Origin of the sequence: Pseudomonas sp. SCA2728.1_7 (assembly GCF_018138145.1) — a bacterium.
GTDB classification, from domain to species: Bacteria; Pseudomonadota; Gammaproteobacteria; order Pseudomonadales; family Pseudomonadaceae; genus Aquipseudomonas; species Aquipseudomonas koreensis_A.
In genome coordinates this window covers 699,785-719,306 of record NZ_CP073104.1, presented here as the reverse complement: position 1 = coordinate 719,306, position 19,522 = coordinate 699,785, and the positions used below count along the sequence as shown (strand labels likewise).

The 19,522-nt window shown below is 59.5% G+C and carries 15 protein-coding genes; 10 read left to right on the top strand and 5 right to left on the bottom strand.

Translation table 11 applies throughout. The features are described 5' to 3' along the window. Positions 1-3: 3 nt before the first annotated feature. Complete coding sequence (locus KBP52_RS03180; RefSeq protein ID WP_212622035.1) at positions 4-1,569, bottom strand: carbohydrate porin; 1,566 nt, start codon at positions 1,567-1,569, stop codon at positions 4-6. 167 nt (positions 1,570-1,736) lie between these two features. Between KBP52_RS03180 and KBP52_RS03175 the strand changes: the two genes are divergently transcribed. From KBP52_RS03175 to KBP52_RS03150, 6 genes are all read left to right on the top strand, one after another. Then, positions 1,737-3,011 carry an ABC transporter substrate-binding protein gene (locus KBP52_RS03175; RefSeq protein ID WP_212622034.1) on the top strand — a complete coding sequence of 425 codons (1,275 nt, stop codon included), beginning with the start codon at positions 1,737-1,739 and terminating at the stop codon, positions 3,009-3,011. A 21-nt stretch (positions 3,012-3,032) separates the two neighbouring features. Beyond that, a complete protein-coding gene (locus tag KBP52_RS03170; RefSeq protein WP_212622033.1) occupies positions 3,033-3,995 on the top strand; it encodes a sugar ABC transporter permease in 963 nt (320 codons plus the stop codon). Next, complete coding sequence (locus tag KBP52_RS03165; RefSeq protein WP_007910217.1) at positions 3,992-4,834, top strand: carbohydrate ABC transporter permease; 843 nt, start codon at positions 3,992-3,994, stop codon at positions 4,832-4,834. The genes KBP52_RS03170 and KBP52_RS03165 overlap by 4 nt, the downstream gene beginning before the upstream one ends. 27 nt (positions 4,835-4,861) lie before the next feature. Continuing rightward, positions 4,862-6,007, top strand: coding sequence for a sn-glycerol-3-phosphate ABC transporter ATP-binding protein UgpC (gene ugpC, locus KBP52_RS03160; RefSeq protein ID WP_212622032.1), 1,146 nt, complete (start codon positions 4,862-4,864; stop codon positions 6,005-6,007). Beyond that, positions 6,004-7,506 (top strand): glycoside hydrolase family 32 protein, encoded by a 1,503-nt coding sequence (locus KBP52_RS03155; protein ID WP_212622031.1) that lies wholly within the window; start codon positions 6,004-6,006, stop codon positions 7,504-7,506. The genes ugpC and KBP52_RS03155 overlap by 4 nt, the downstream gene beginning before the upstream one ends. 75 nt (positions 7,507-7,581) lie before the next feature. Then, positions 7,582-8,574 (top strand): LacI family DNA-binding transcriptional regulator, encoded by a 993-nt coding sequence (locus tag KBP52_RS03150; protein WP_212622030.1) that lies wholly within the window; start codon positions 7,582-7,584, stop codon positions 8,572-8,574. 55 nt (positions 8,575-8,629) lie between these two features. On the opposite strand, the gene KBP52_RS03145 is transcribed toward KBP52_RS03150, so the two are convergent. The 4 genes from KBP52_RS03145 to KBP52_RS03130 form a co-directional block, all read right to left on the bottom strand. Continuing rightward, positions 8,630-11,029: a TonB-dependent receptor gene (locus tag KBP52_RS03145; protein WP_212622029.1), complete on the bottom strand. Its 2,400-nt coding sequence runs from the start codon at positions 11,027-11,029 to the stop codon at positions 8,630-8,632. Positions 11,030-11,096: 67 nt separating this feature from the next. Then, on the bottom strand, positions 11,097-12,047 hold the full coding sequence (locus KBP52_RS03140; protein ID WP_212622028.1) for a FecR domain-containing protein: 951 nt from the start codon (positions 12,045-12,047) through the stop codon (positions 11,097-11,099). Further along, the gene (locus KBP52_RS03135) at positions 12,044-12,553 is read right to left on the bottom strand and encodes a sigma-70 family RNA polymerase sigma factor (protein ID WP_212622027.1); all 510 of its coding nucleotides are present in this window, start codon (positions 12,551-12,553) and stop codon (positions 12,044-12,046) included. Before KBP52_RS03135 ends, KBP52_RS03140 begins: the two co-directional genes overlap by 4 nt. A gap of 90 nt (positions 12,554-12,643) precedes the next feature. Beyond that, positions 12,644-13,543, bottom strand: coding sequence for a helix-turn-helix domain-containing protein (locus KBP52_RS03130; protein WP_212622026.1), 900 nt, complete (start codon positions 13,541-13,543; stop codon positions 12,644-12,646). Positions 13,544-13,705: 162 nt separating this feature from the next. Between KBP52_RS03130 and KBP52_RS03125 the strand changes: the two genes are divergently transcribed. The 4 genes from KBP52_RS03125 to KBP52_RS03110 all read left to right on the top strand — a co-directional run bounded on the left by KBP52_RS03125 (position 13,706) and on the right by KBP52_RS03110 (position 19,511). Next, a complete protein-coding gene (locus KBP52_RS03125; protein ID WP_038361335.1) occupies positions 13,706-15,064 on the top strand; it encodes a glutamine synthetase family protein in 1,359 nt (452 codons plus the stop codon). A gap of 149 nt (positions 15,065-15,213) precedes the next feature. Further along, on the top strand, positions 15,214-16,302 hold the full coding sequence (locus KBP52_RS03120; protein ID WP_212622025.1) for a polyamine ABC transporter substrate-binding protein: 1,089 nt from the start codon (positions 15,214-15,216) through the stop codon (positions 16,300-16,302). Then, on the top strand, positions 16,299-17,600 hold the full coding sequence (locus KBP52_RS03115; protein ID WP_212622024.1) for an FAD-binding oxidoreductase: 1,302 nt from the start codon (positions 16,299-16,301) through the stop codon (positions 17,598-17,600). The genes KBP52_RS03120 and KBP52_RS03115 overlap by 4 nt, the downstream gene beginning before the upstream one ends. Before the next feature lie 255 nt (positions 17,601-17,855). Beyond that, a complete protein-coding gene (locus KBP52_RS03110) occupies positions 17,856-19,511 on the top strand; it encodes an MlaD family protein (protein WP_116030355.1) in 1,656 nt (551 codons plus the stop codon). The last annotated feature ends 11 nt before the right edge of the window (positions 19,512-19,522 follow it).

The following is a 19,522-nucleotide window of genomic DNA, read 5'->3' as shown; positions in this document are numbered from 1 at the left end:
CGATTAAAACCAGGTTTCCATCTGTATGCCGTATTGCCACACCCCTCCCGCCTGGAAGTCGGACATGCCAAAGGCGTCTGTAGTACTGAACCTGTCCAGATCCGAAGACCAGTTCATGTAGCTGGCGAACACTCGCAACTCCGGACGCGTGAGTAGATCAGCAACGTCAAGCTTGAATGTCGGGGCGACCGTGAACTTCCAGAAGTTACCGTCGACCGCATTGCGTTGTAGATAGCCTTTGGGGTCGAGGTTCATGGTTTGCCAGCTCATTTCGTAGGCCATTTCGAAGTTGCTGTTGATTTTGTTGGCCAGTCGCACGTTCAGGGTCAGCCAGCGGTAGTCGTCACCTTTTACGTATCTGTCCTTGCTCTGTTCGGCCAGCAAACTAGGCCCGATGCGCCAGTCAGAGGTCAGCGGGGTCTCACCGTAAAGCGCCAGACGCAGCGCGCGGGCGTCGTCGATCAACTCACCGTCCGAGCCAACGTTCTTGACCTCTGCCCCCAGACCTTGCCCATAGAGCAGCGCCGTTTTGAAGAAGCCTTCCCTGCCGAAAAAGGTTTTCTGGTGATTGGCCAGCATGCTGTGCAAACCGCTATCCGCAGGCGTCAAACCGGCTTTATTGGTGCGGGTGCCGAAATCGTTTTTCTTTGCGCCGATGGCGTTGTACATCCACTGCCACTGGCCATCGTCGAAGAACTGGTTGGAGGTCAGGATGTAGCTTTCCACATCGGCATTAATTCCGCCCTGACTGAAATCCCCGTAGCTACGCCCAATCAACGAGTAGTTCGAGCGCCAATGCGGGTTCATCTGCACATCGTAAATTCCACCGCCGGTGCCGGCCAGGTAAACGACGTCGGAGTCCAGCCAGTGGATATCGAAATTATCTCTATCGAAGCGCTTGCCCGCCCACAACGTAGCGTTCTCGAAGACTGAATTGCCTTTGAACGCAGCGACATGGTCGAGCGTGGCGAACACCTGGCGTACGTTGAGGTTGCTTTCGTCGGCCGTCCAGTCATTGGAGCTTTCCACACCGTCGGCAATGGAGACCGTGAATTTGGAGCGGGTGCCGTTTTGCGCATAGAGCTCTTTCGACAGGTCGATGCGCATGTAGGTGTCGTCCTCGTTGCCGAGTCGCCCGACTGCCCCGCCCACCGAACCGGCCGGCGTTGTGTAAGGGCCGCCACGGCCACCACCCAGCCCCTCGTCGACCAGCAACCCTGAGCGCGCATAGCCGTTGAAGCTGAATCCATCGGTGAGGTTCCCGGTACTGCCCTCCTTCTCCAGGCTTTGCTGACGGGCTTCGAGTTTTGCCAGTCGGGTATCCAGAGCCGGCGCCGAAATGGCTGTTGCGCTAGCCGCGACGGACTGCGAGGGCGGCGTCGCGAATTTGATCTGCTGCAATTCCCGGGCAAGTGCCTGAGTCTGCTGTTCGGCCGTGGCCGCACGCTTTTCCGCTGCGTTGGCACGGGCTTCAAGTGCGGCCATGCGCTCTTCCAGCGTCGCGGCCTGAGAAGCCGCTGCCGATGTGCCGAGCACGCCGACCAGTAGCCAGCTTGATCCTTTCTGCATGTTGATTCCCTGTTTTGTTTTTATTTTTTTGGTTGCCACAGTTGCCTTTTTTGCGTGAGTCGCGAGTTGTCACAAACGACAAAAAAAGGATGCCTCCTCGCAAATACGCTGCTACATTTGGCGATGTTAACGTTATCTTTTCTAAAAACAAAAATAAAGGACGCTCGATGAAACACCTGAAATCGCTCCTGCCCGTTGTATTGATCACCCTGTCTGCCGCACTGCCATCCGTGTCGAACGCAACCGATCTGACGATCTCCTGCGGTGCGGTAGGTGCGGAGTTGCAGCTGTGCAAGGAGGCCGTCGAGGAATGGTCGAAACAGACCGGCAACAACGTCGAGGTGGTCTCCACGCCTAACTCGGCGACCGAGAGGTTGTCGTTCTATCAGCAGATCCTCAGTGCGCAGTCCACCGACATCGACATCATTCAAATCGATATGGTCTGGCCGGGGATGCTCGCCAAACACTTGATGGATCTGCGTGAGGCGCTGCCCGCCAACACGACTCAAGGCTACTTCCAGGCCCAGGTCGATAACGCCACGGTCAACGGACGGCTGGTGACGATGCCGTGGTTCACCGACTCGGGGCTGCTGTACTACCGCAAAGACCTGCTTGAGAAATACAACAAGCAGGTTCCTCAGACGTGGGAGGAAATGACCGCTACCGCCAGGGATGTACAACAGGCTGAGCGCAACGCCGGCAACGCCAATGCCTGGGGTTACATCTTTCAGGGGCGTGCCTACGAGGGGCTGACGTGTAATGCGCTGGAGTGGATCAGCAGTCAGCCGCAAGGCGGACTGATCAATCAACGCGGCGACATCGTGGTCAACAGTCAGGCCTCAAGAGCGGCGTTGACCCTGGCGAAAAGCTGGGTCGGCGACATCTCCCCGCGGGGCGTGCTCAATTACACCGAGGAAGAAGGACGTGGCGTATTCCAGTCGGGCAATGCGCTGTTCATGCGTAACTGGCCTTATGTCTGGGCCTTGGTGCAAAGCCAGGACAGCGCCGTAAAAGACAAGGTCGGCGTCGCTCCCCTGCCCCGCGGCGGCGAGACTGGCGAGCATGCCTCCACCCTCGGTGGCTGGGGCCTGGCCGTATCGCGTTACAGCGCGCATTCCAAACTTGCCGCTGAGCTGGTGAGCTACCTGAGCAGTGCCCAAGAGCAAAAACGTCGAGCGCTGAAAGGCGGCTATAACCCGGTGATCGAGTCGCTGTATCAAGATCCCGAATTGCTCGCGGCCATGCCTTATTACGCTCAGCTGCACAGCATTCTCAACGCTGGGGTCATGCGCCCCGCCGCCATCACCGCCGATCGCTATCCACGGGTCTCCAATGCGTTCTTCGATCGGGTGCATGGCGTGCTGGCGGGCGAGTTGCCCGTCGATCAGGCATTGGCCGAACTGGAAAGCGAACTCACGCGCATCAAACGCCGGAACTGGTAAGCCACAAGGAAGGAAATCACCATGTCTGTCTCTACGACCCATGCCCCGTTTGACGAGCTTCTGCTCACGAAGGAAACGCCTGTACAACGGCGCCGGGGGCGCGCTGCCTGGCTGTTTCTGACGCCAATGCTGATCTGCCTGGCCCTGGTGGCTGCGTGGCCGCTGCTGCGCACATTCTGGTTCAGCCTGACCGACGCCAGCCTGGCCGACACCGGTAGCGCAACCTTCATAGGTTTGAGCAATTATCTGCTGTTCAGCGAGTCCGGCTGGTCGGGCATCCTCGTCGATCCACAGTGGTGGAATGCGGTGCGCAACACGTTGTATTTCACGGTGGTCTCGGTGGGGCTGGAAGTCGTCCTGGGGCTGTTGGTGGCGTTGCTGCTGAACATCAAGTTCACCGGCCGTTCGCTGGTGCGGGCGTTGATTCTGATTCCGTGGGCGATTCCGACGATTGTCTCGGCGAAGATCTGGTCATGGATGCTTAACGACCAGTTCGGCATCATCAATCACCTGATGCTCAGCCTCGGCCTGATTGACGCCCCCCTGGCCTGGACGGCAGATGCCGATCTGTCGATGTGGGCGGTGATCATTGTTGACGTCTGGAAGACCGTGCCCTTCGTCACGCTGCTGATGCTCGCGGCCTTGCAGATGTTGCCGAGCGATTGCTACGAAGCGGCCAGGGTCGATGGCATTCATCCGCTGAAGGTGTTCTGGCGCGTCACCCTGCCACTGTTGATGCCTGCACTGCTGGTGGCGGCGATCTTCCGCATCCTTGATTCCTTGCGGGTATTCGACGTCATCTATGTGCTGACTTCGAACTCGTCGAGCACCATGAGCATGTCGGTGTATGCCCGCCAGCACCTGGTGGAGTTCCAGGACGTCGGTTACGGCAGCGCGGCGTCGACGCTGTTGTTTCTGGTGGTCGCGGTGATCGCCATGCTTTATCTCTACCTCGGACGCCGTCAACTGGAGGTCCGCGCATGAGCCCGCGCCTGCTGAAAAAAGCGCTGTTGCGCCTCGGATTCTGGTGTCTGATCGGGGTTTTGCTGCTGTATGCGGTGTTCCCTTTCTACTACGCCATTGTGACGTCGCTGAAGCCCTCCAGCGCGTTGTTCGAGGTGAGTTACTGGATCGAAAATCCCGACTTTTCCAATTACGCGGCGGTCCTCCACCAGGCCTCATTCCTGCGAGCGATCGGTAATTCGCTGGTGGTTGCGCTGTGCGTGGTGACATTGGCGCTGTTCCTCAGCCTGACCGCTGCCTATGCCTTGGGCCGAGTGAAATTCCGTGGGCGTGGCACGGTGTTGATGATGGTCCTTGGCGTGTCGATGTTTCCCCAGGTCGCGGTGCTGTCGGGACTGTTCGAAGTGATCCGCGCCTTGGGTCTGTACAACACCTCGTGGGCGTTGATCCTCAGCTACACGATTTTCACTCTGCCCTTCACCGTCTGGGTGCTGACCACGTTCATGGGGCAACTCCCCCATGAGCTGGAGGAAGCGGCAATCATGGATGGTGCGTCGCCCTGGGTGACGCTGACCCGCGTGTTGTTGCCGCTACTCTGGCCCGCCCTGGTCACCACTGGCTTGCTGGCCTTCATCGCCGCGTGGAACGAGTTTCTGTTTGCCCTGACCTTCACCCTCACCGACAGCCAACGCACGGTGCCGGTTGCCATCGCCTTGATTTCCGGCGGCAGCCCCCATGAATTGCCTTGGGGCTTGTTGATGGCCGCCTCGGTGCTGGTCACCGTCCCACTGGTGATTCTGGTGCTGATCTTCCAGCGCCGAATCGTTTCCGGTCTCACTGCCGGCGCGTTAAAGGGTTGATGCCCAACAAAGACAAGGAACCGCATCGTGATCAAATTGAAACTGGACAACGTCAACAAACAATTGGGCGGCGCGCGGATTCTTCGCGACATCAACCTGGAGATTGCGGCGGGTGAATTCGTGGTCTTCGTCGGCCCTTCGGGCTGCGGAAAGTCGACACTGCTGCGACTGATCGCCGGACTGGATTCGATCTGCGCCGGTGATCTGTTGATCGACGGGCGCCGGGTCAACGATCTGGAACCGCGTGAGCGTGGCGTCGGCATGGTATTTCAGTCCTATGCGCTGTACCCGCACATGAGCGTCTACGACAACATCAGTTTTGGTCTCAAACTGGCCAAGACTGAAAAGAGCAGCCTGCGCGAGCGCGTACTGAAAACCGCGCAAATCCTGCAATTGGACAAACTGCTGCAACGCAAACCAAAAGAACTGTCTGGAGGGCAGCGTCAGCGTGTGGCCATGGGCCGGGCCATGGCGCGGGAACCGGACATTCTGTTGTTCGATGAGCCGCTGTCCAACCTGGATGCCTCCTTGCGGGTGCAGATGCGCAACGAAATCGCCCGACTGCATGACCGATTGGGCTCGACCATGATCTACGTCACTCACGATCAGGTCGAAGCGATGACCCTGGCCGACAAAATTGTCGTGCTCAATGGCGGCCATATCGAGCAGGTCGGCTCACCGCGCGAACTCTATGAGCGCCCGGCCAGCCGCTTTGTCGCCGGTTTTCTCGGTTCGCCGAAAATGAATTTCCTGGCGGCCCGCCTACAGGCGCCGGGCGAAACCAGCCTGGTCGATGCTGCCGTTTTGGGGATGACCACCCTGCCCTTCGACAGCTCGAACCTGGCGGCAGACACCGCGCTGAGCCTGGGCGTTCGCCCGGAACACCTGTCGCTCAAAGCGGCGCCGGGAACGGCTGGTGTCGTCGTGACCGGTGTCGAATACCTAGGCAGTGAAACCTATGTGCACCTCGATACAGGTCAGGACGAGCCGCTGATCTGTCGTTGTGAAGTCAACGCCGGTTGGCAGGCAGGCGATCGGGTCGAACTGCAACTGGACATCGCCAAGATCCACCTGTTCGACAGCGACGGCACGGCATTGAAGCACCAGCCGCACGCCATTGAATCCGTGGCGGATGACCTCTCTCCACGCTCAATCCGAGCACACGCCCTATGACCTTGTCTGTGAATACCCAGAGCGATCCCATGTCTTCGACCCATGACCTTGCGCAGCGCGCACTCGCTGACAGCCAGTCTCGCGTCATCGAGGATTATCGACCCGGTTATCATATTGCCCCGCCGGCAGGCTGGATGAACGATCCGAACGGGGTCGTGTACTTTCGTGGCGAATATCACGTGTTCTATCAGCATCACCCCTTCGACGCGAAATGGGGGCCGATGTATTGGGGCCACGCCAAGAGTGCCGATCTGGTGCATTGGCAGCACCTGCCCATTGCGCTGGCACCCGGCGATGACTGCGACCACGACGGCTGTTTTTCCGGTAGCGCCGTGGTCTGTGGCGATACCCTGGCCTTGATCTACACCGGGCATACCTGGCTGGGCGAAGTGGGGGATGAACGCTTGATCCGTCAAGTGCAGTGCCTGGCAACCAGTACCGATGGCATCCGCTTCGTCAAACACGGGGCCGTCATCGACAGCGCGCCGCAAGACGCCATCATGCACTTTCGTGACCCCAAGGTCTGGCAGGCGGATGGCTATTGGTACCTGATTGCCGGCGCACGTTTGGGCGACAGGCCGCTGCTGCCGTTGTACCGGTCCACGGATCTGCACGTCTGGGAATTCCTCGACTATGTGTCCGCCGGCAGCGAGGGCGATGGCTATATGTGGGAATGCCCGGACCTGTTTCGACTGAATGGACGCGATGTGCTGCTGTACTCACCACAAGGCATGCAAGCCGACGGTTATGACCGGCTCAACAAGTACCAGACCGGTTATCGAGTGGGCCAGCTCGACAACCAGTGGCACTTCACCGGCGGGCCTTTTATCGAGCTGGATAACGGCCATGATTTCTATGCGGCGCAAACGCTGTTGGCCGCCGATGGTCGGCGCCTCGTCTGGGCATGGCTGGACATGTGGGAAAGCCCGATGCCGAGCCAGGCCCATCACTGGTGCGGCATGCTCGGATTGCCCCGCGAATTGGAGCTGTGCGCCGATCGCCTTTGCGTGTATCCGGCACGGGAGCTCAGCGCGCTGCGAATGACGCAATTGCCGGGGACGCCGTGGTGGGAAGCGTCGGGAAGCCGCTGGGTACCGGATATGAAGGGCGATATGCTCGAACTCCATGTGCATCTGGATCTGCTCGGCTGCACTGACGGCCACGTGGGAGTCGCCTTGCGCTGCAGCGACGACGGCCGTGAAGAAACCCTGCTCTATTACGATGCATCACTGCAGCGCCTGGTGCTTGACCGTAGCCGCTCGGGTGCGCAAGTCACCGGCCAGCGCAGCGTCTCGATAGACCCGGCGCAAGAGCGACTCGAGCTGCGCGTTTTTCTTGATCGCTCGTCCATCGAGGTGTTCGACGAAAACGGCCGCTTCAGCCTCAGCAGTCGCCTCTATCCGAGCTCCGACAGTCTGGGTGTGAAGCTGATGGCCAGCGGGAGTGGCGGCCGCGTCTCTATTGCCAAGGCATGGCCGCTCGGTTCTGGATGGTCATGAGCGGCGTCATACGGGTCGCGAGAAGCCCGGGCCCTGTGTCATGATTCTGCGTCAACCTGACCGGCCGCACTTCGCATGACTTCAGTGAAAGACGTTGCACAACTGGCCGGCGTGTCCCTGATGACGGTGTCTCGAGCGCTCAATACTCCGGAAAAACTGAGCCCCGAAACCCTCCTACGGGTGCGTCGTGCCATTGATGAACTGCAATTCGTACCCAGCCTGTCAGCGCGCAAGATGCGCGGTGACAACCTGCAGTCGCGCACCATCGGCGTGTTCGCGCTGGACACTGCGACCACGCCCTTCGCGGTCGAGCTGCTGCTGTCCATTGAACAGACCGCGCAGCAGGCCGGCTGGAATGTCTTTATCCTCAACCTGCTAAGCAACCCACCCACCGACCAGAACATCGATCTGATGCTGTCGCACCGTCCAGACGGCTTGATCTTCAGCGCCATGGGGTTTCGCCAGGTCAGCATTCCCGAGCGCTTGAAGAGCAAGCCTCTGGTGCTCGCCAATTGTCTGGCAGATGACAGCGACCTCGTCAGCTATGTACCCGACGACGAAATGGGCCAGTACCGCGCCGTACACCACGCATTGAGCCTCGGCTACAAACGTCCTCTGTGTATCAATCTGCCGAAACAGAGTCTGGCATGGGGGCTGCGACAAAAAGGCCTGCAGCGTGCCTGTCAGGCATTCGGACTGGCGCCTGACACAGTCCTGCAATACGACCTTTCCGATCATGATGCCTATGGTGAAACAGCCGCTATCCTCGACCGGCATGTCATTGATGGTCGTCCCCAATTCGATATTCTGATCTGTGGCAACGACCGCATTGCCTTTTGTGCCTATCAGCTGTTGTTGGGGCGCGGCCTGAAAATTCCCGACGATGTCGCCGTGCTCGGCTACGACAACATGATCGGCATTGCCGAGTTGTTCATCCCGCCGCTGACCACCGTGCAACTGCCGTACTACGAAATTGGGTGCCAGGCTGCACGTCATCTGATCGAGACCCTGGAGCTATCGGGAACTCAGCGAGTTGACTGTCCATTGGTGGTCAGGACATCACTCTGAGAGTGGGTCAGCTCGCTGATAGCACTCCCGATTGCTTTGGATTTGCCGAGTGGAATCAGAAGTCCACCGTCGCTGAAAGCAGATAGGTTCTCGGTGTCGACAACGTCAATCCCGGCTCACTGTCATCCGAAGCGCCTGCCGAACTCCAATAACGCTTATCCAGCACGTTCTCGATATTCCCGCGCAAGGTGATGGTTTTGTCGTCAACCTTGAAGGCATAGCGCGTCCCTACGTCGAAGCGCTCCCAGGAATCGATTTCCTTGTCGTTAGACTGATCCAGATACTGCGAACTGGAATAGATGCCACGGGTTGTCAGCGTCAGCCCCTGCACAGTCGGCACGTCCCACTCTGCGCCCAGATTGACGTTGTATTTGGGCGTCGCCGGCGCGCGATTGCCGTCGAAGGTGCCATTGGTGGTCTTGGTCAATTCGCTGTCGATGTACATCACGCCACCGAGCAAGCGGACGCCTTTGAGCGGTTCGCCGAACACGCTCAACTCCACGCCATTGTTCTCGCGCTTGCCATTGGGCCCGAAGACTCGCGTGGTGGCGTTGGTTTCGTACGCCGGTTGCTTGATGCGAAATACCGCAGCGGTCAACGCGTAGGCGCCGGCATCGTACTTGGCACCGACTTCAACCTGGCGGCTAATAAATGGCGGGAAGATTTCGTCTTCGTTGATGGAAGTCGACGGCGCGATCTTGCCTTGGCTCAGGCCTTCCATGTAGTTGGCGTACAGCGACAATCGGTCCGTGGCCTTGAACAGAATCCCGCCCGATGGCGAGACCTTTTCTTCGTCGTAAGCCGTGTCGCCTTTAACGTCATCGCTCCAGTCATCAACTTTCACCCGCTGCCAGCGCGCACCGAGGGTCAGCAACAGTCGATCATCGAAAAAGTCCAGCGTGTCGGACAAGGCCACGCCGCTGAAGCGGTTTTCCGTGTAGACCTTGGCGTCATTGCGTGTCGGCGTGCCGGGTTTAGCCGTTTCCACCGGTTCATACAGGTTGCTGCGCCCTGCCGCGTAACGTGCGCCGCCGTTCTCGAAATCCATGTAGAAGTAGCTGGCCGCGAGGTTGACCTCATGGCTCACCGGCCCGGTATGGAACCAGTTGCGCACGCCGGCCGTGGCCGTGCGCACGTTTTCGTCGCGGGTGAAGTCGCGCGGCAGTACGCTGAAATCACCGGCATCGTTGGTGACGGAAACGGCGTGGCGCAAGAAGTCATGATTACTTTTGCGCGCGCCGACGCCGCCGTACAGCATCACCGAATCATTGACGTCGAACTCGGCGTTGACTGTGCCGAATGTGTCCTCGGTTTTCGCCTGGCTCCACGGTTGCGCGTAGTTGCGATGCACCTTGTTCGCGCTCGGAACCTTGGCATTGGCGGCGACTTGCACGCGCTCTTGCGGCGCGTCGGTATCGCGCTCGGTGTGGCCGATGTCGGTCGAAAGTCGCAAGCGCTCACCGCGAAAATCCAGACCGAGCACGGCCATGTCACGGTCGACACTTTGATGATCCCACTCGGTATCACCGGATTGTTTGACGCCGTTGAAGCGCAGGCCGAACTGATTGTCCTCACCGAACCGCCGGCCGACATCCACCGCGCCGCCCACCTGATTGTTCGACGCATAATTGGCCGTCAGCGAGGTGATCGGTTTGTCGGTGGCACGCTTGGGCACCACGTTGATCCCCCCGCCGACACTGCCCCGCGGCGAGATCCCGTTAATGAGTTGGCTCGGGCCTTTCAGAATATCGACGCGATCGGCCATTTCCATATCGATCGTGTAAGTCGGCAGCACCCCATAGAGGCCGTTATAGGCGACGTCGCTGTTGAACAGACTGAAACCACGGATGGTGAACTGCTCGTAGCGGCCACCGGCCGGGTTGGTCGCGCGCACCGAAGGGTCGCTGGCGATCAGATCGCCCAGCGTGCGTGCCTGCTGGTTTTTCACGGCTTCGCTGGTGTAAGTGGTCATGCTGAACGGGGTTTCCATGAAGTCTTTCGACCCCAGCAAACCCTGAGAGCCGCGCCGCGCAACCTGGCCGCCGGCAAACACATCGGCATCACTTGAACCGGTGGCACCAAGAATCGACGTCGGCGCCAGTTGCAGGCTGCTGCCCTCGGCGGCTGGAATCAATGTGTAGGCCTGCTCGCCCAGCGGTTGCAGTTGCAGACCGGAACCCAGCAACAACCGGGTGAATCCCTCCTCCACGCCAAACTCGCCCGACAAACCGTTGCTGTTGCGGCCACTCACCAGTGCCGGATCGACCGACAGATTGACCCCGGCCAAACCGGCAAATCTTGTCAACACTGCACTCAGGCTGCCAGCCGGCACCTGATAGCTGCGCCGGGCGTCTTCGGCCCAACTGGATTGAATCAACACAGGGCTGGCACTCAGGCTCAGCAGGAGGCTCAACTGCAACAACGGACGCAAACGACTTGGGAATACTGCGGGCATTGGAAGAAGCTCTCGATTTTGTTCACTTACCTGCAATGACCGGTGAGGCGAAAAAAAGGGACAGGCTTCAGACGATATTTTTTCGCGGCGCCAGCGTTACCCAGAAACGCGTGCGCGAATGCACCTCCAACGGCAGGCTCGCCGCCAGCAGGGCCAGCACTTTATCGGTGTCGTCGAGGCGGAAACTGCCGGTGACCCGCAAACTTTCAAGTGCCGGCTCCCAGCGCAGCAGCCCCGAGCGATAACGGCTCAACTCGCGCAGGAAATCCCCCAACGGCTGGTTTTGCGCCATTAACACACCGTCACGCCAGCCCGGCATTTTGGCGTCGAACAGCGCGACGGGGCCGGCGCCAGAAGCTTGCAGGCTGACCTGTTGCCCGGCGTTCAACTGCAGCGCCGGCCCGTGCAACGGCTGCAATTGCACCGAGCCGCTGACGACCGACACGTTGCAGTCACGCTCGTTGAGGCGCACGCAGATTTCGCTGCGGCTGACAATGATCCGACCGTACGGCGCGTTGACCGTCAATGTCGTGCTACCCGGAACGTTGAGCGCCATTTCGCCGCGCACCAGCGTCAACTGACGGCTGGCCAGATCGACGTTCACCGCACTGGCGGTGTTCAGCTGCAAGGTGCTGCCGTCGGCCAGCCGTGTTCGCGTGTGCTCGCCGGTGGAAGTCTGCAAATCTGCGCGCCAGACGTCGAGTGGCAACTGGCGACTGATCAACCACGCCGTCGGCACCAAAGCCGCCAGACCCAGCGCCTTTTTCAATGCTGCACGCCGCGCCAGATCCGGGCGATCGAGTGTGGCCATGGCCAATTCTGCTGGCAGACTGGAAAAGCGCTGGCGCAGTAATTGAATCTTCTGCCAGGCGTTTTCATGGCGGCTATCGCTGTCGCGCCAGCTCTTAAGGCGCACGTGATCGGCTTCACTGGCTTCGCCGGACTCGAGCAATGCCAACCACTGTGCGGCGGCACGCGCGACTTCACGCGCTTCGGTGTTGGGCGCAACGCGCATCATAGATCCAACATCAAACAATGCTCGTAGGCCATTGCCATATAACGTTTTATTGTGCGCTCTGAGACCTGCAGGCGCTCGGCGATTTCGCGATAACCGAGGCCTTCAAGCTGACTCAAGAGAAAGGCCCGGCGCACGGCTCGGGGCAAACCATCGAGCAGTTCGTCCAGCGCTTGCAGGGTTTCCAGCAGCAGCCAGCGCTGTTCAGGCGAAGGCACGCACTCTTCAGGCAATTGCGCGAGGGCTTCGAGGTAGGCTTTTTCCAGGCTACGGCGGGTGTAGAAGTTGCTCAGCAGGCGTTTGCCGACGGTCAGCAAATACGCCCGCGGCTCGCGCATATCGGTAATCGGCTGAGCGCTGCACAGCACGCGCAGAAAGGTGTCCTGACTCAAATCCGCCGCATCCCAGGCATTGCCCATGCGCCGCCGCAGCCAGGTTTCCAGCCAGCCCCGGTGATCGCGATACAGTTCGTGCAGGTGCTGCGGCGATGGCGTCGCTGCTTCAGTCATCTCAAGAGTCCTGCGCGAAGTCAGCTTCAAATGAGAGTGATTCTATTTAACTTGCGCGCCGACACAAAGCCTTTTTATCCACGACGGCATTCATGAGCGCTTCAAGGTCTCGCTCGGCAACTCCTTGAACAACGCCCGGTAACTGCTGGAAAACCTTCCCAAATGCCAGAACGACCACTGCATCGCCACTTCGGCGACGGTGGTTTCGGTGGGCCGACGTTTGAGCAATTCGCGGTGTGCGCTGTTCAATCGGCGCAGGCGCAGCCAGTGACTCGGGGTCATCCCGGTGTAGGCCTTGAACGCCTGCTGCAATTGCCGCAACGGCACCCCGGCCACTTGCGAAAGCTCCAGCAGATTGACCGTGTCTTCCGGCGAATCCGCCGCCCACTCTCCCACCCGTTTCATGATCATCCGTTCCTCGGTACGACGCTGTAAGCCACCGCGATCGAGGCTGGTGTGAGCGTTGTCGAGAATGAACAGACAGTCTTCCAGCAGCTGCTGGGCAAGTGCATCTTTATCAAGAGGATCAACAGCTTGCGACAACTTCGTGAGAGTTGAGCTTAACCATTTACTGAACAAGGCGTTCTGCCCGCAATTGAGTTGCGTCATGAACAAGCCTTCGAGTTTCGCCACATCCAGACCGTGCTGACGGACAAACTCCGGACCGAACACCACGGCAATTTCCTGATAGTTCTCCGGGGTGATCCAGATGTTGCGGCTCTCTTCATTGAGCAGGTACAGCGCGTTGTCACTGCGATCAAAACAGAACGCCAGAGCACCCGATGGCGCACTGAAATTCTGCTCGACCCGGGTGTTCATCTGCTCTTCATAGACCTCGACACCCTGCAGATCCAGATAGCGGATCTGCCCGGCGAAATGGCCCGGCGACATCTGTTGGTAATGCTGAACCCAGCCTGGTGTCGCGCGGACTTGTTCGGCCACATCGGCGGTGTTGAACGCTTGGACTTGTAGTGGATTGCACGTTGTCATGGGGTGACCTTGCGCACTCTTTTGGTGCGCTTTGGTGCTGCTTAAAGTGGATAGATGGAACTGCAAGGCTCGCCCAAGATAGTCGTCAACGCGCCACAGGGGAAGGGGCGGAAGATGAAACCCGCCCTCCCCGGCGTCTATAAAACCAATAACGAGGTCTTTATGAATGCCCCTTTCGATCAGCTGTTCACGTGGCTGAAAGATCACAAGATTACCGAAGTCGAATGTGTGGTCAGCGACCTGACCGGCATTGCCCGCGGCAAGATCGCACCGACCAACAAGTTCCTGCATGAGCGAGGCATGCGCCTGCCGGAAAGTGTGCTGCTGCAAACGGTAACCGGGGATTTTGTCGACGACGACATCTACTACGACCTGCTCGATCCTGCCGATATCGACATGGTCTGCAAGCCCGTGGCTGACGCGGTCTACGTGATTCCGTGGGCGATCGAACCGACCGCCATCGTTATCCACGACACCTTCGACAAGTTCGGCAACCCGATCGAACTGTCGCCGCGCAACGTGCTGAAGAAAGTCTTGCAGCTGTACACCGACAAAGGCTGGAAGCCGATTGTTGCGCCGGAAATGGAGTTCTACCTGACCCAACGCTGCGAAGACCCGGACTTGCCGCTCAAGGCACCATTGGGCCGTTCGGGCCGTGCGGAAAGTGGCCGGCAGTCGTTCTCCATCGATGCCGCCAACGAATTCGATCCGCTGTTCGAAGACGTCTACGACTGGTGCGAACTGCAAGGTCTGGACCTCGATACGCTGATCCACGAAGACGGCCCGGCGCAGATGGAAATCAACTTCCGTCATGGCGACGCACTGGATCTGGCCGACCAGATCACCGTGTTCAAACGCACCATGCGTGAGGCTGCACTCAAGCACAACGTTGCGGCGACGTTCATGGCCAAGCCGATCGGCGATGAGCCGGGCAGCGCCATGCACATTCACCAAAGCGTGGTGGACATCGCCACTGGCAAACCGATTTTCGCCAATGCTGACGGGCAGATGAGCGAACTGTTCCTGCACTACATCGGTGGTTTGCAGAAATACATCCCGAAAGTGCTGCCGATGTTCGCGCCGAACGTCAACTCGTTCCGCCGCTTCCTGCCGGACACCTCGGCGCCGGTCAACGTTGAATGGGGCGAAGAAAACCGCACCGTCGGCCTGCGTGTGCCGACCTCAAGCCCTGAAGCGATGCGTGTGGAAAACCGTCTGCCAGGTGCCGATGCCAACCCGTATCTGGCGATCGCCGCGAGTCTGCTCTGCGGTTACATCGGCATGGTCGAAGGTATCGAGCCAAGTGCCGGGGTACAGGGCCGCGCCTATGAACGCCGCAACCTGCGCTTGCCGATCACCATCGAGGAAGCGCTGACGCAGATGGAAGAATGCGAAACCGTTGCGCAATACCTCGGCGACAAGTTTGTCCGTGGTTATGTCGCGGTGAAGCGTGCCGAGCATGAAAACTTCAAGCGCGTGATCAGCTCGTGGGAGCGTGAGTTCCTGATGCTGAGCGTTTAAGACCTTCGTTGTCAGTACCACCGCTATCGCGAGCAGGCTCACTCCTACAGGGAGTGCATTCCAAAATGTAGGAGTGAGCCTGCTCGCGATTGCGGCAGCTCAAACAGCAAAGAACCACCTGAAAAATCCAAAAAATTAGAGGTGTAGATATGCGTCTGTTGAAAACCATGGTTCCCGCCGCTCTGGCCCTGATGTGCAGCGTCGCAGCCCAAGCCCAGCCCCAGGTCAGCGTCTACAACTGGACCGACTACATCGGCGAAACCACCCTCGCCGACTTCCAGAGCCAAAGCGGGATCAAGGTGATCTACGACGTTTTCGACTCCAACGAAACCCTCGAAGGCAAACTGCTCGCTGGTCGCACCGGGTATGACGTGGTGGTGCCGTCCAACCACTTCCTCGCGCGTCAGGTGAAGGCCGGCGCGTTCCTCAAGCTCGACCGTGCGCAACTGCCGAACTTCAAAAACCTCGACCCGAAGCTGCTTGAGCTGCTGGAGAAAAACGACCCGGGCAACGAGCACTCGGTGCCGTACCTGTGGGGCACTAACGGCATCGGTTACAACGTCGACAAGGTCAAGCAGGTGCTGGGCATCGATCACATTGATTCGTGGGCCGTGCTGTTCGAGCCTGAGAACCTGAAAAAACTCACCCAGTGCGGCGTGTCGATGATGGACTCCGCCGACGAAGTCTTCCCTGCCGTGCTCAACTACATGGGCATGGACCCACGTAGCGAGAACCCGGAAGACTATAAAAAGGCGGAAGCGAAGCTGCTGAGCATCCGCCCGTACATCACCTATTTCCATTCCTCGAAGTACGTGTCGGACCTGGCCAACGGCGATATCTGCGTAGCCTTCGGTTATTCCGGCGACGTGTTCCAGGCCGCCAACCGCGCCAAGGAAGCCAAGAATGGCGTGAACATCGCCTACGCCATTCCAAAGGAAGGCGCCAACCTCTGGTTCGATCTATTGGCGATCCCGGCCGATGCGAGCAACACCAAAGAAGCCCACGCCTTCATCAATTACCTGCTCGATCCGCAAGTGATCGCCAAAGTCAGCGCCTCGGTGGGTTACGCCAACCCGAACCCGGCCGCCAAGCAATACATGGATCCGGAGCTGGTCAACAATCCTGAGGTCTATCCGCCTCAAGAAGTCCTCGACAAGCTCTACATCTCTACCACCCCGCCCCAGGCGATCATGCGTCTGATGACCCGGTCCTGGAGCAAAGTGAAGTCGAACAAATGAATCAGTACACCCAGGAACACGCCCGCTCCTACTACGCCGCTTCGGCCCGGGCGAGCACACCGTATCCGTTGCTGGACGGTGACCTGACCGCCGATGTCTGCGTGATCGGCGGCGGCTTCACCGGGGTCAACACCGCTATCGAACTGGCTCAGCGCGGATTGTCGGTGGTGTTGATCGAAGCCCGGCGCATCGGCTGGGGCGCCAGCGGGCGCAATGGCGGCCAGTTGATTCGCGGGATCGGTCATGACGTCACCGGGTTCGCCAAGTATGTCGGACAGGACGGCGTGCGTTATTTGCAGCGCGCCGGTATCGATTCGGTGGAGCTGGTGCGGCAGCGCATCGGCGACAACGCCATCGATTGCGACCTGCGCTGGGGCTTCTGCGATTTGGCCAATACCCCGGCGCAGTTCGCTGCCTTCAAGGATGAATTGGTCGACCTCGCTGAACTCGGTTACGCCCACGAAACCCGACTGATCGGCCCGGAGCAGGTTCGCCAGCAGGTGGTCAACTCCGACATCTATGCCGGTGGCCTGGTGGACATGGGTTCCGGTCATCTGCACCCGCTGGATCTGGTGCAAGGCGAAGCGCGATTGGCAGCGGCGCTCGGCGTGAAGGTTTTCGAGCAGAGCGAAGTGCTGGAAATCATCCACGGCCCGACCGTGCAGGTGCGTTGCGCAAACGGCACGGTGCGAGCTGGCAGTCTGGTGCTCGGCTGCAATGCGCATCTGGACGAGCTCGAACAGCAACTCAGTGGCAAGGTGCTGCCGGCCGGCAGTTACATCATCGCCACCGAACCGTTGTCCGAGGCACGCGCTGCGCAACTGATCCCGCACAATCTGGCGGTGTGCGACCAGAAAGTCGGCCTCGATTACTACCGGCTCTCGGCGGACCGACGCTTGCTGTTCGGCGGTGCCTGCCACTATTCCGGGCGCGACCCGGCGGACATCGCCGCTTATATGCGGCCGAAGATGCTCAAAGTCTTCCCGCAACTGGCGGACGTGCGCATCGATTACCAGTGGGGCGGCAAGATCGGCATCACCGCCAACCGCTTCCCGCAGGTCGGCCGGCTCAAGCAACACCCGAACGTGTTCTACGCGCAGGGCTATTCCGGTCACGGCCTGAACGTCACGCACTGGTGCGCGAAACTGCTCGGCGAGGCGATCCACGCCGGTCACAGTCAGGGCATGGACGTGTTCAGCGGCGTGCCGCACATGACCTTCCCCGGCGGCCCGGCCTTGCGCTCGCCACTGCTGGCACTGGGCATGTTCTGGTATCGCCTGCGGGAAATGCTCGGCTGACAGTACAAACCGCGCTGACACGATCTAATCGTTCCCGGCTTTGATCGTTCCCACGCTCTGCGTGGGAATGCCTCAAGGGACGCTCTGCGTCCAGTGACGCGGAGCGTCACGGGCTGCATTCCCACGCAGAGCGTGGGAACGATCAGGTCGCGGCACATGCGCTATTCACATTTGCTCTATCGCCAAGCACTTCTATATTGATGAGGTGCTTTTGCGTTCCTGACGCTCAGTGCCCATTCAATCGAGGAGACATGGATGAAGTCGTCAGCCACCGACGAGCCGCGAGCACCAGGCCAAGCCCCAGTCAAAACCCGCCGTTTCGGCATTTCACTCGTCTGGATTGTGCCGATTGTGGCAGTGCTGGTGGGCATTTCGCTGGTGGTGCACAACCTGATGCAGGAAGGTCCTACGATCATCGTCAACTTCAAGACCGGCAGCGGCTTGACGGCGAACAAGACCGAGGTCAAATACCGCAACGTGGTCATCGGTCAGGTGACGGACGTCGAGTTGAGTGGCGACCAGAAAAGCGTCGACGCCACCATCAAGCTGTCCAAACAGGCGGAAACCTTCACGCGCGAAGATTCACAGTTCTGGGTGGTGCGCCCGCGCATTGGCGCCGGCGGCGTTTCGGGCATCGACACCCTGCTTTCCGGTGACTACATCGGCGCCGACGTCGGTCAGTCCGATGGCCGCGCAAAGAACTTCAAGGGGCTGGAAAATCCGCCGCCGATCACCTATGGCGAACCCGGCAAGCGCTTCATGCTGCATGCGCCGGACCTCGGTTCACTGGACATCGGCTCACCGGTTTATTACCGCAAGATTCCGGTCGGCCAGGTCGTCACTTACGCCCTCAACCCGGAAGGCAAAGGGGTCGATATCGAGGTGTTCATTCACGCGCCGAACGACGCCTTCGTCACCGAAAACACCCGTTTCTGGAATGCCAGCGGCATCGATATCAATGTCGGTGCCAACGGCTTTGCCGTGAAGACCGAATCGCTGTCGACCCTGCTGGTGGGCGGTATTGCGTTCCGTGCTCCGGATTACAGTCCCAACGATGTGGCCGCCGCCGACGACAAGGATTACGAGCTGTTCGCTGACCAGCAGAGCGCCCTCGCCCCGCCGAATGGCAAGGCGCAATACATGGTGTTGCGTTTCGAGCAGTCACTGCGCGGACTCAAGGTCGATGCGCCGGTCGAGTTCCTCGGTATGGAAATCGGCCGGGTCGTAGGCATCAACCTGGATTTCGATGCGAAAAAACGCACCTTCCCGCTTAACGTCGGCATCGTCATTTACCCGCAGCGTCTCGGTCAGGCCTACAAAAAGATGCTCACCGAATTCAAGCACGACCCCAACGACGAAGCCGCCGGCATCCGCCTGCTGGGCACCTTCATCGATAATGGCCTGCGTGCCCAGGCGCGCAGTGGCAACCTGCTGACCGGCCAGTTGTACGTCGCATTGGACTTCTTCCCGAAAGCGGAGAAAGTCGCGTTCGATCCGAGCGTTCGCCCGGTCGTTCTACCCACCGTTCCCGGCAGTCTCGAACAACTGCAGGAAAAACTCGAAGCCGTGGTCGACAAGCTCAACAAGCTGCCGGTTGATCGCATCGCCAATAACCTCGACAGCAATCTGATCGAGCTGCGCAAAGGCCTCACGCAGTTCAACGCCAAGACCTTGCCGGGCGTGCAGAGCACCCTCGCCGATGTCAGCAAGACCTTGCAGTCCGCCAGTTCCACGTTGGCCGAGGATTCGCCGCAACGCGAGAAACTCACGGAAACCCTCGACGAACTCGGACGCATGTCGCGTTCGCTGCGTGAGCTGTCGGATTACCTGGGTCGGCATCCGGAATCGCTGATTCGTGGTCGCCCCGACAACGCCGCGCCTATCGATCTGAAAGGCCCGCCACGCAACTGAGCACAGGAGCT

Excerpts from the sequence above, each read along its gene's own strand:
- KBP52_RS03115 (WP_212622024.1), top strand. The coding sequence starts at position 16,299 with ATGAATCAGTACACCCAGGAACACGCCCGCTCCTACTACGCCGCTTCG.
- KBP52_RS03120 (WP_212622025.1), top strand. The coding sequence starts at position 15,214 with ATGCGTCTGTTGAAAACCATGGTTCCCGCCGCTCTGGCCCTGATGTGC.
- KBP52_RS03180 (WP_212622035.1), bottom strand. The coding sequence starts at position 1,569 with ATGCAGAAAGGATCAAGCTGGCTACTGGTCGGCGTGCTCGGCACATCG.
- KBP52_RS03135 (WP_212622027.1), bottom strand. The coding sequence starts at position 12,553 with ATGACTGAAGCAGCGACGCCATCGCCGCAGCACCTGCACGAACTGTAT.
- KBP52_RS03140 (WP_212622028.1), bottom strand. The coding sequence starts at position 12,047 with ATGATGCGCGTTGCGCCCAACACCGAAGCGCGTGAAGTCGCGCGTGCC.
- KBP52_RS03165 (WP_007910217.1), top strand. The coding sequence starts at position 3,992 with ATGAGCCCGCGCCTGCTGAAAAAAGCGCTGTTGCGCCTCGGATTCTGG.
- KBP52_RS03110 (WP_116030355.1), top strand. The coding sequence starts at position 17,856 with ATGAAGTCGTCAGCCACCGACGAGCCGCGAGCACCAGGCCAAGCCCCA.
- KBP52_RS03170 (WP_212622033.1), top strand. The coding sequence starts at position 3,033 with ATGTCTGTCTCTACGACCCATGCCCCGTTTGACGAGCTTCTGCTCACG.
- KBP52_RS03145 (WP_212622029.1), bottom strand. The coding sequence starts at position 11,029 with ATGCCCGCAGTATTCCCAAGTCGTTTGCGTCCGTTGTTGCAGTTGAGC.
- KBP52_RS03130 (WP_212622026.1), bottom strand. The coding sequence starts at position 13,543 with ATGACAACGTGCAATCCACTACAAGTCCAAGCGTTCAACACCGCCGAT.
- KBP52_RS03125 (WP_038361335.1), top strand. The coding sequence starts at position 13,706 with ATGAATGCCCCTTTCGATCAGCTGTTCACGTGGCTGAAAGATCACAAG.
- KBP52_RS03150 (WP_212622030.1), top strand. The coding sequence starts at position 7,582 with ATGACTTCAGTGAAAGACGTTGCACAACTGGCCGGCGTGTCCCTGATG.
- KBP52_RS03175 (WP_212622034.1), top strand. The coding sequence starts at position 1,737 with ATGAAACACCTGAAATCGCTCCTGCCCGTTGTATTGATCACCCTGTCT.
- KBP52_RS03155 (WP_212622031.1), top strand. The coding sequence starts at position 6,004 with ATGACCTTGTCTGTGAATACCCAGAGCGATCCCATGTCTTCGACCCAT.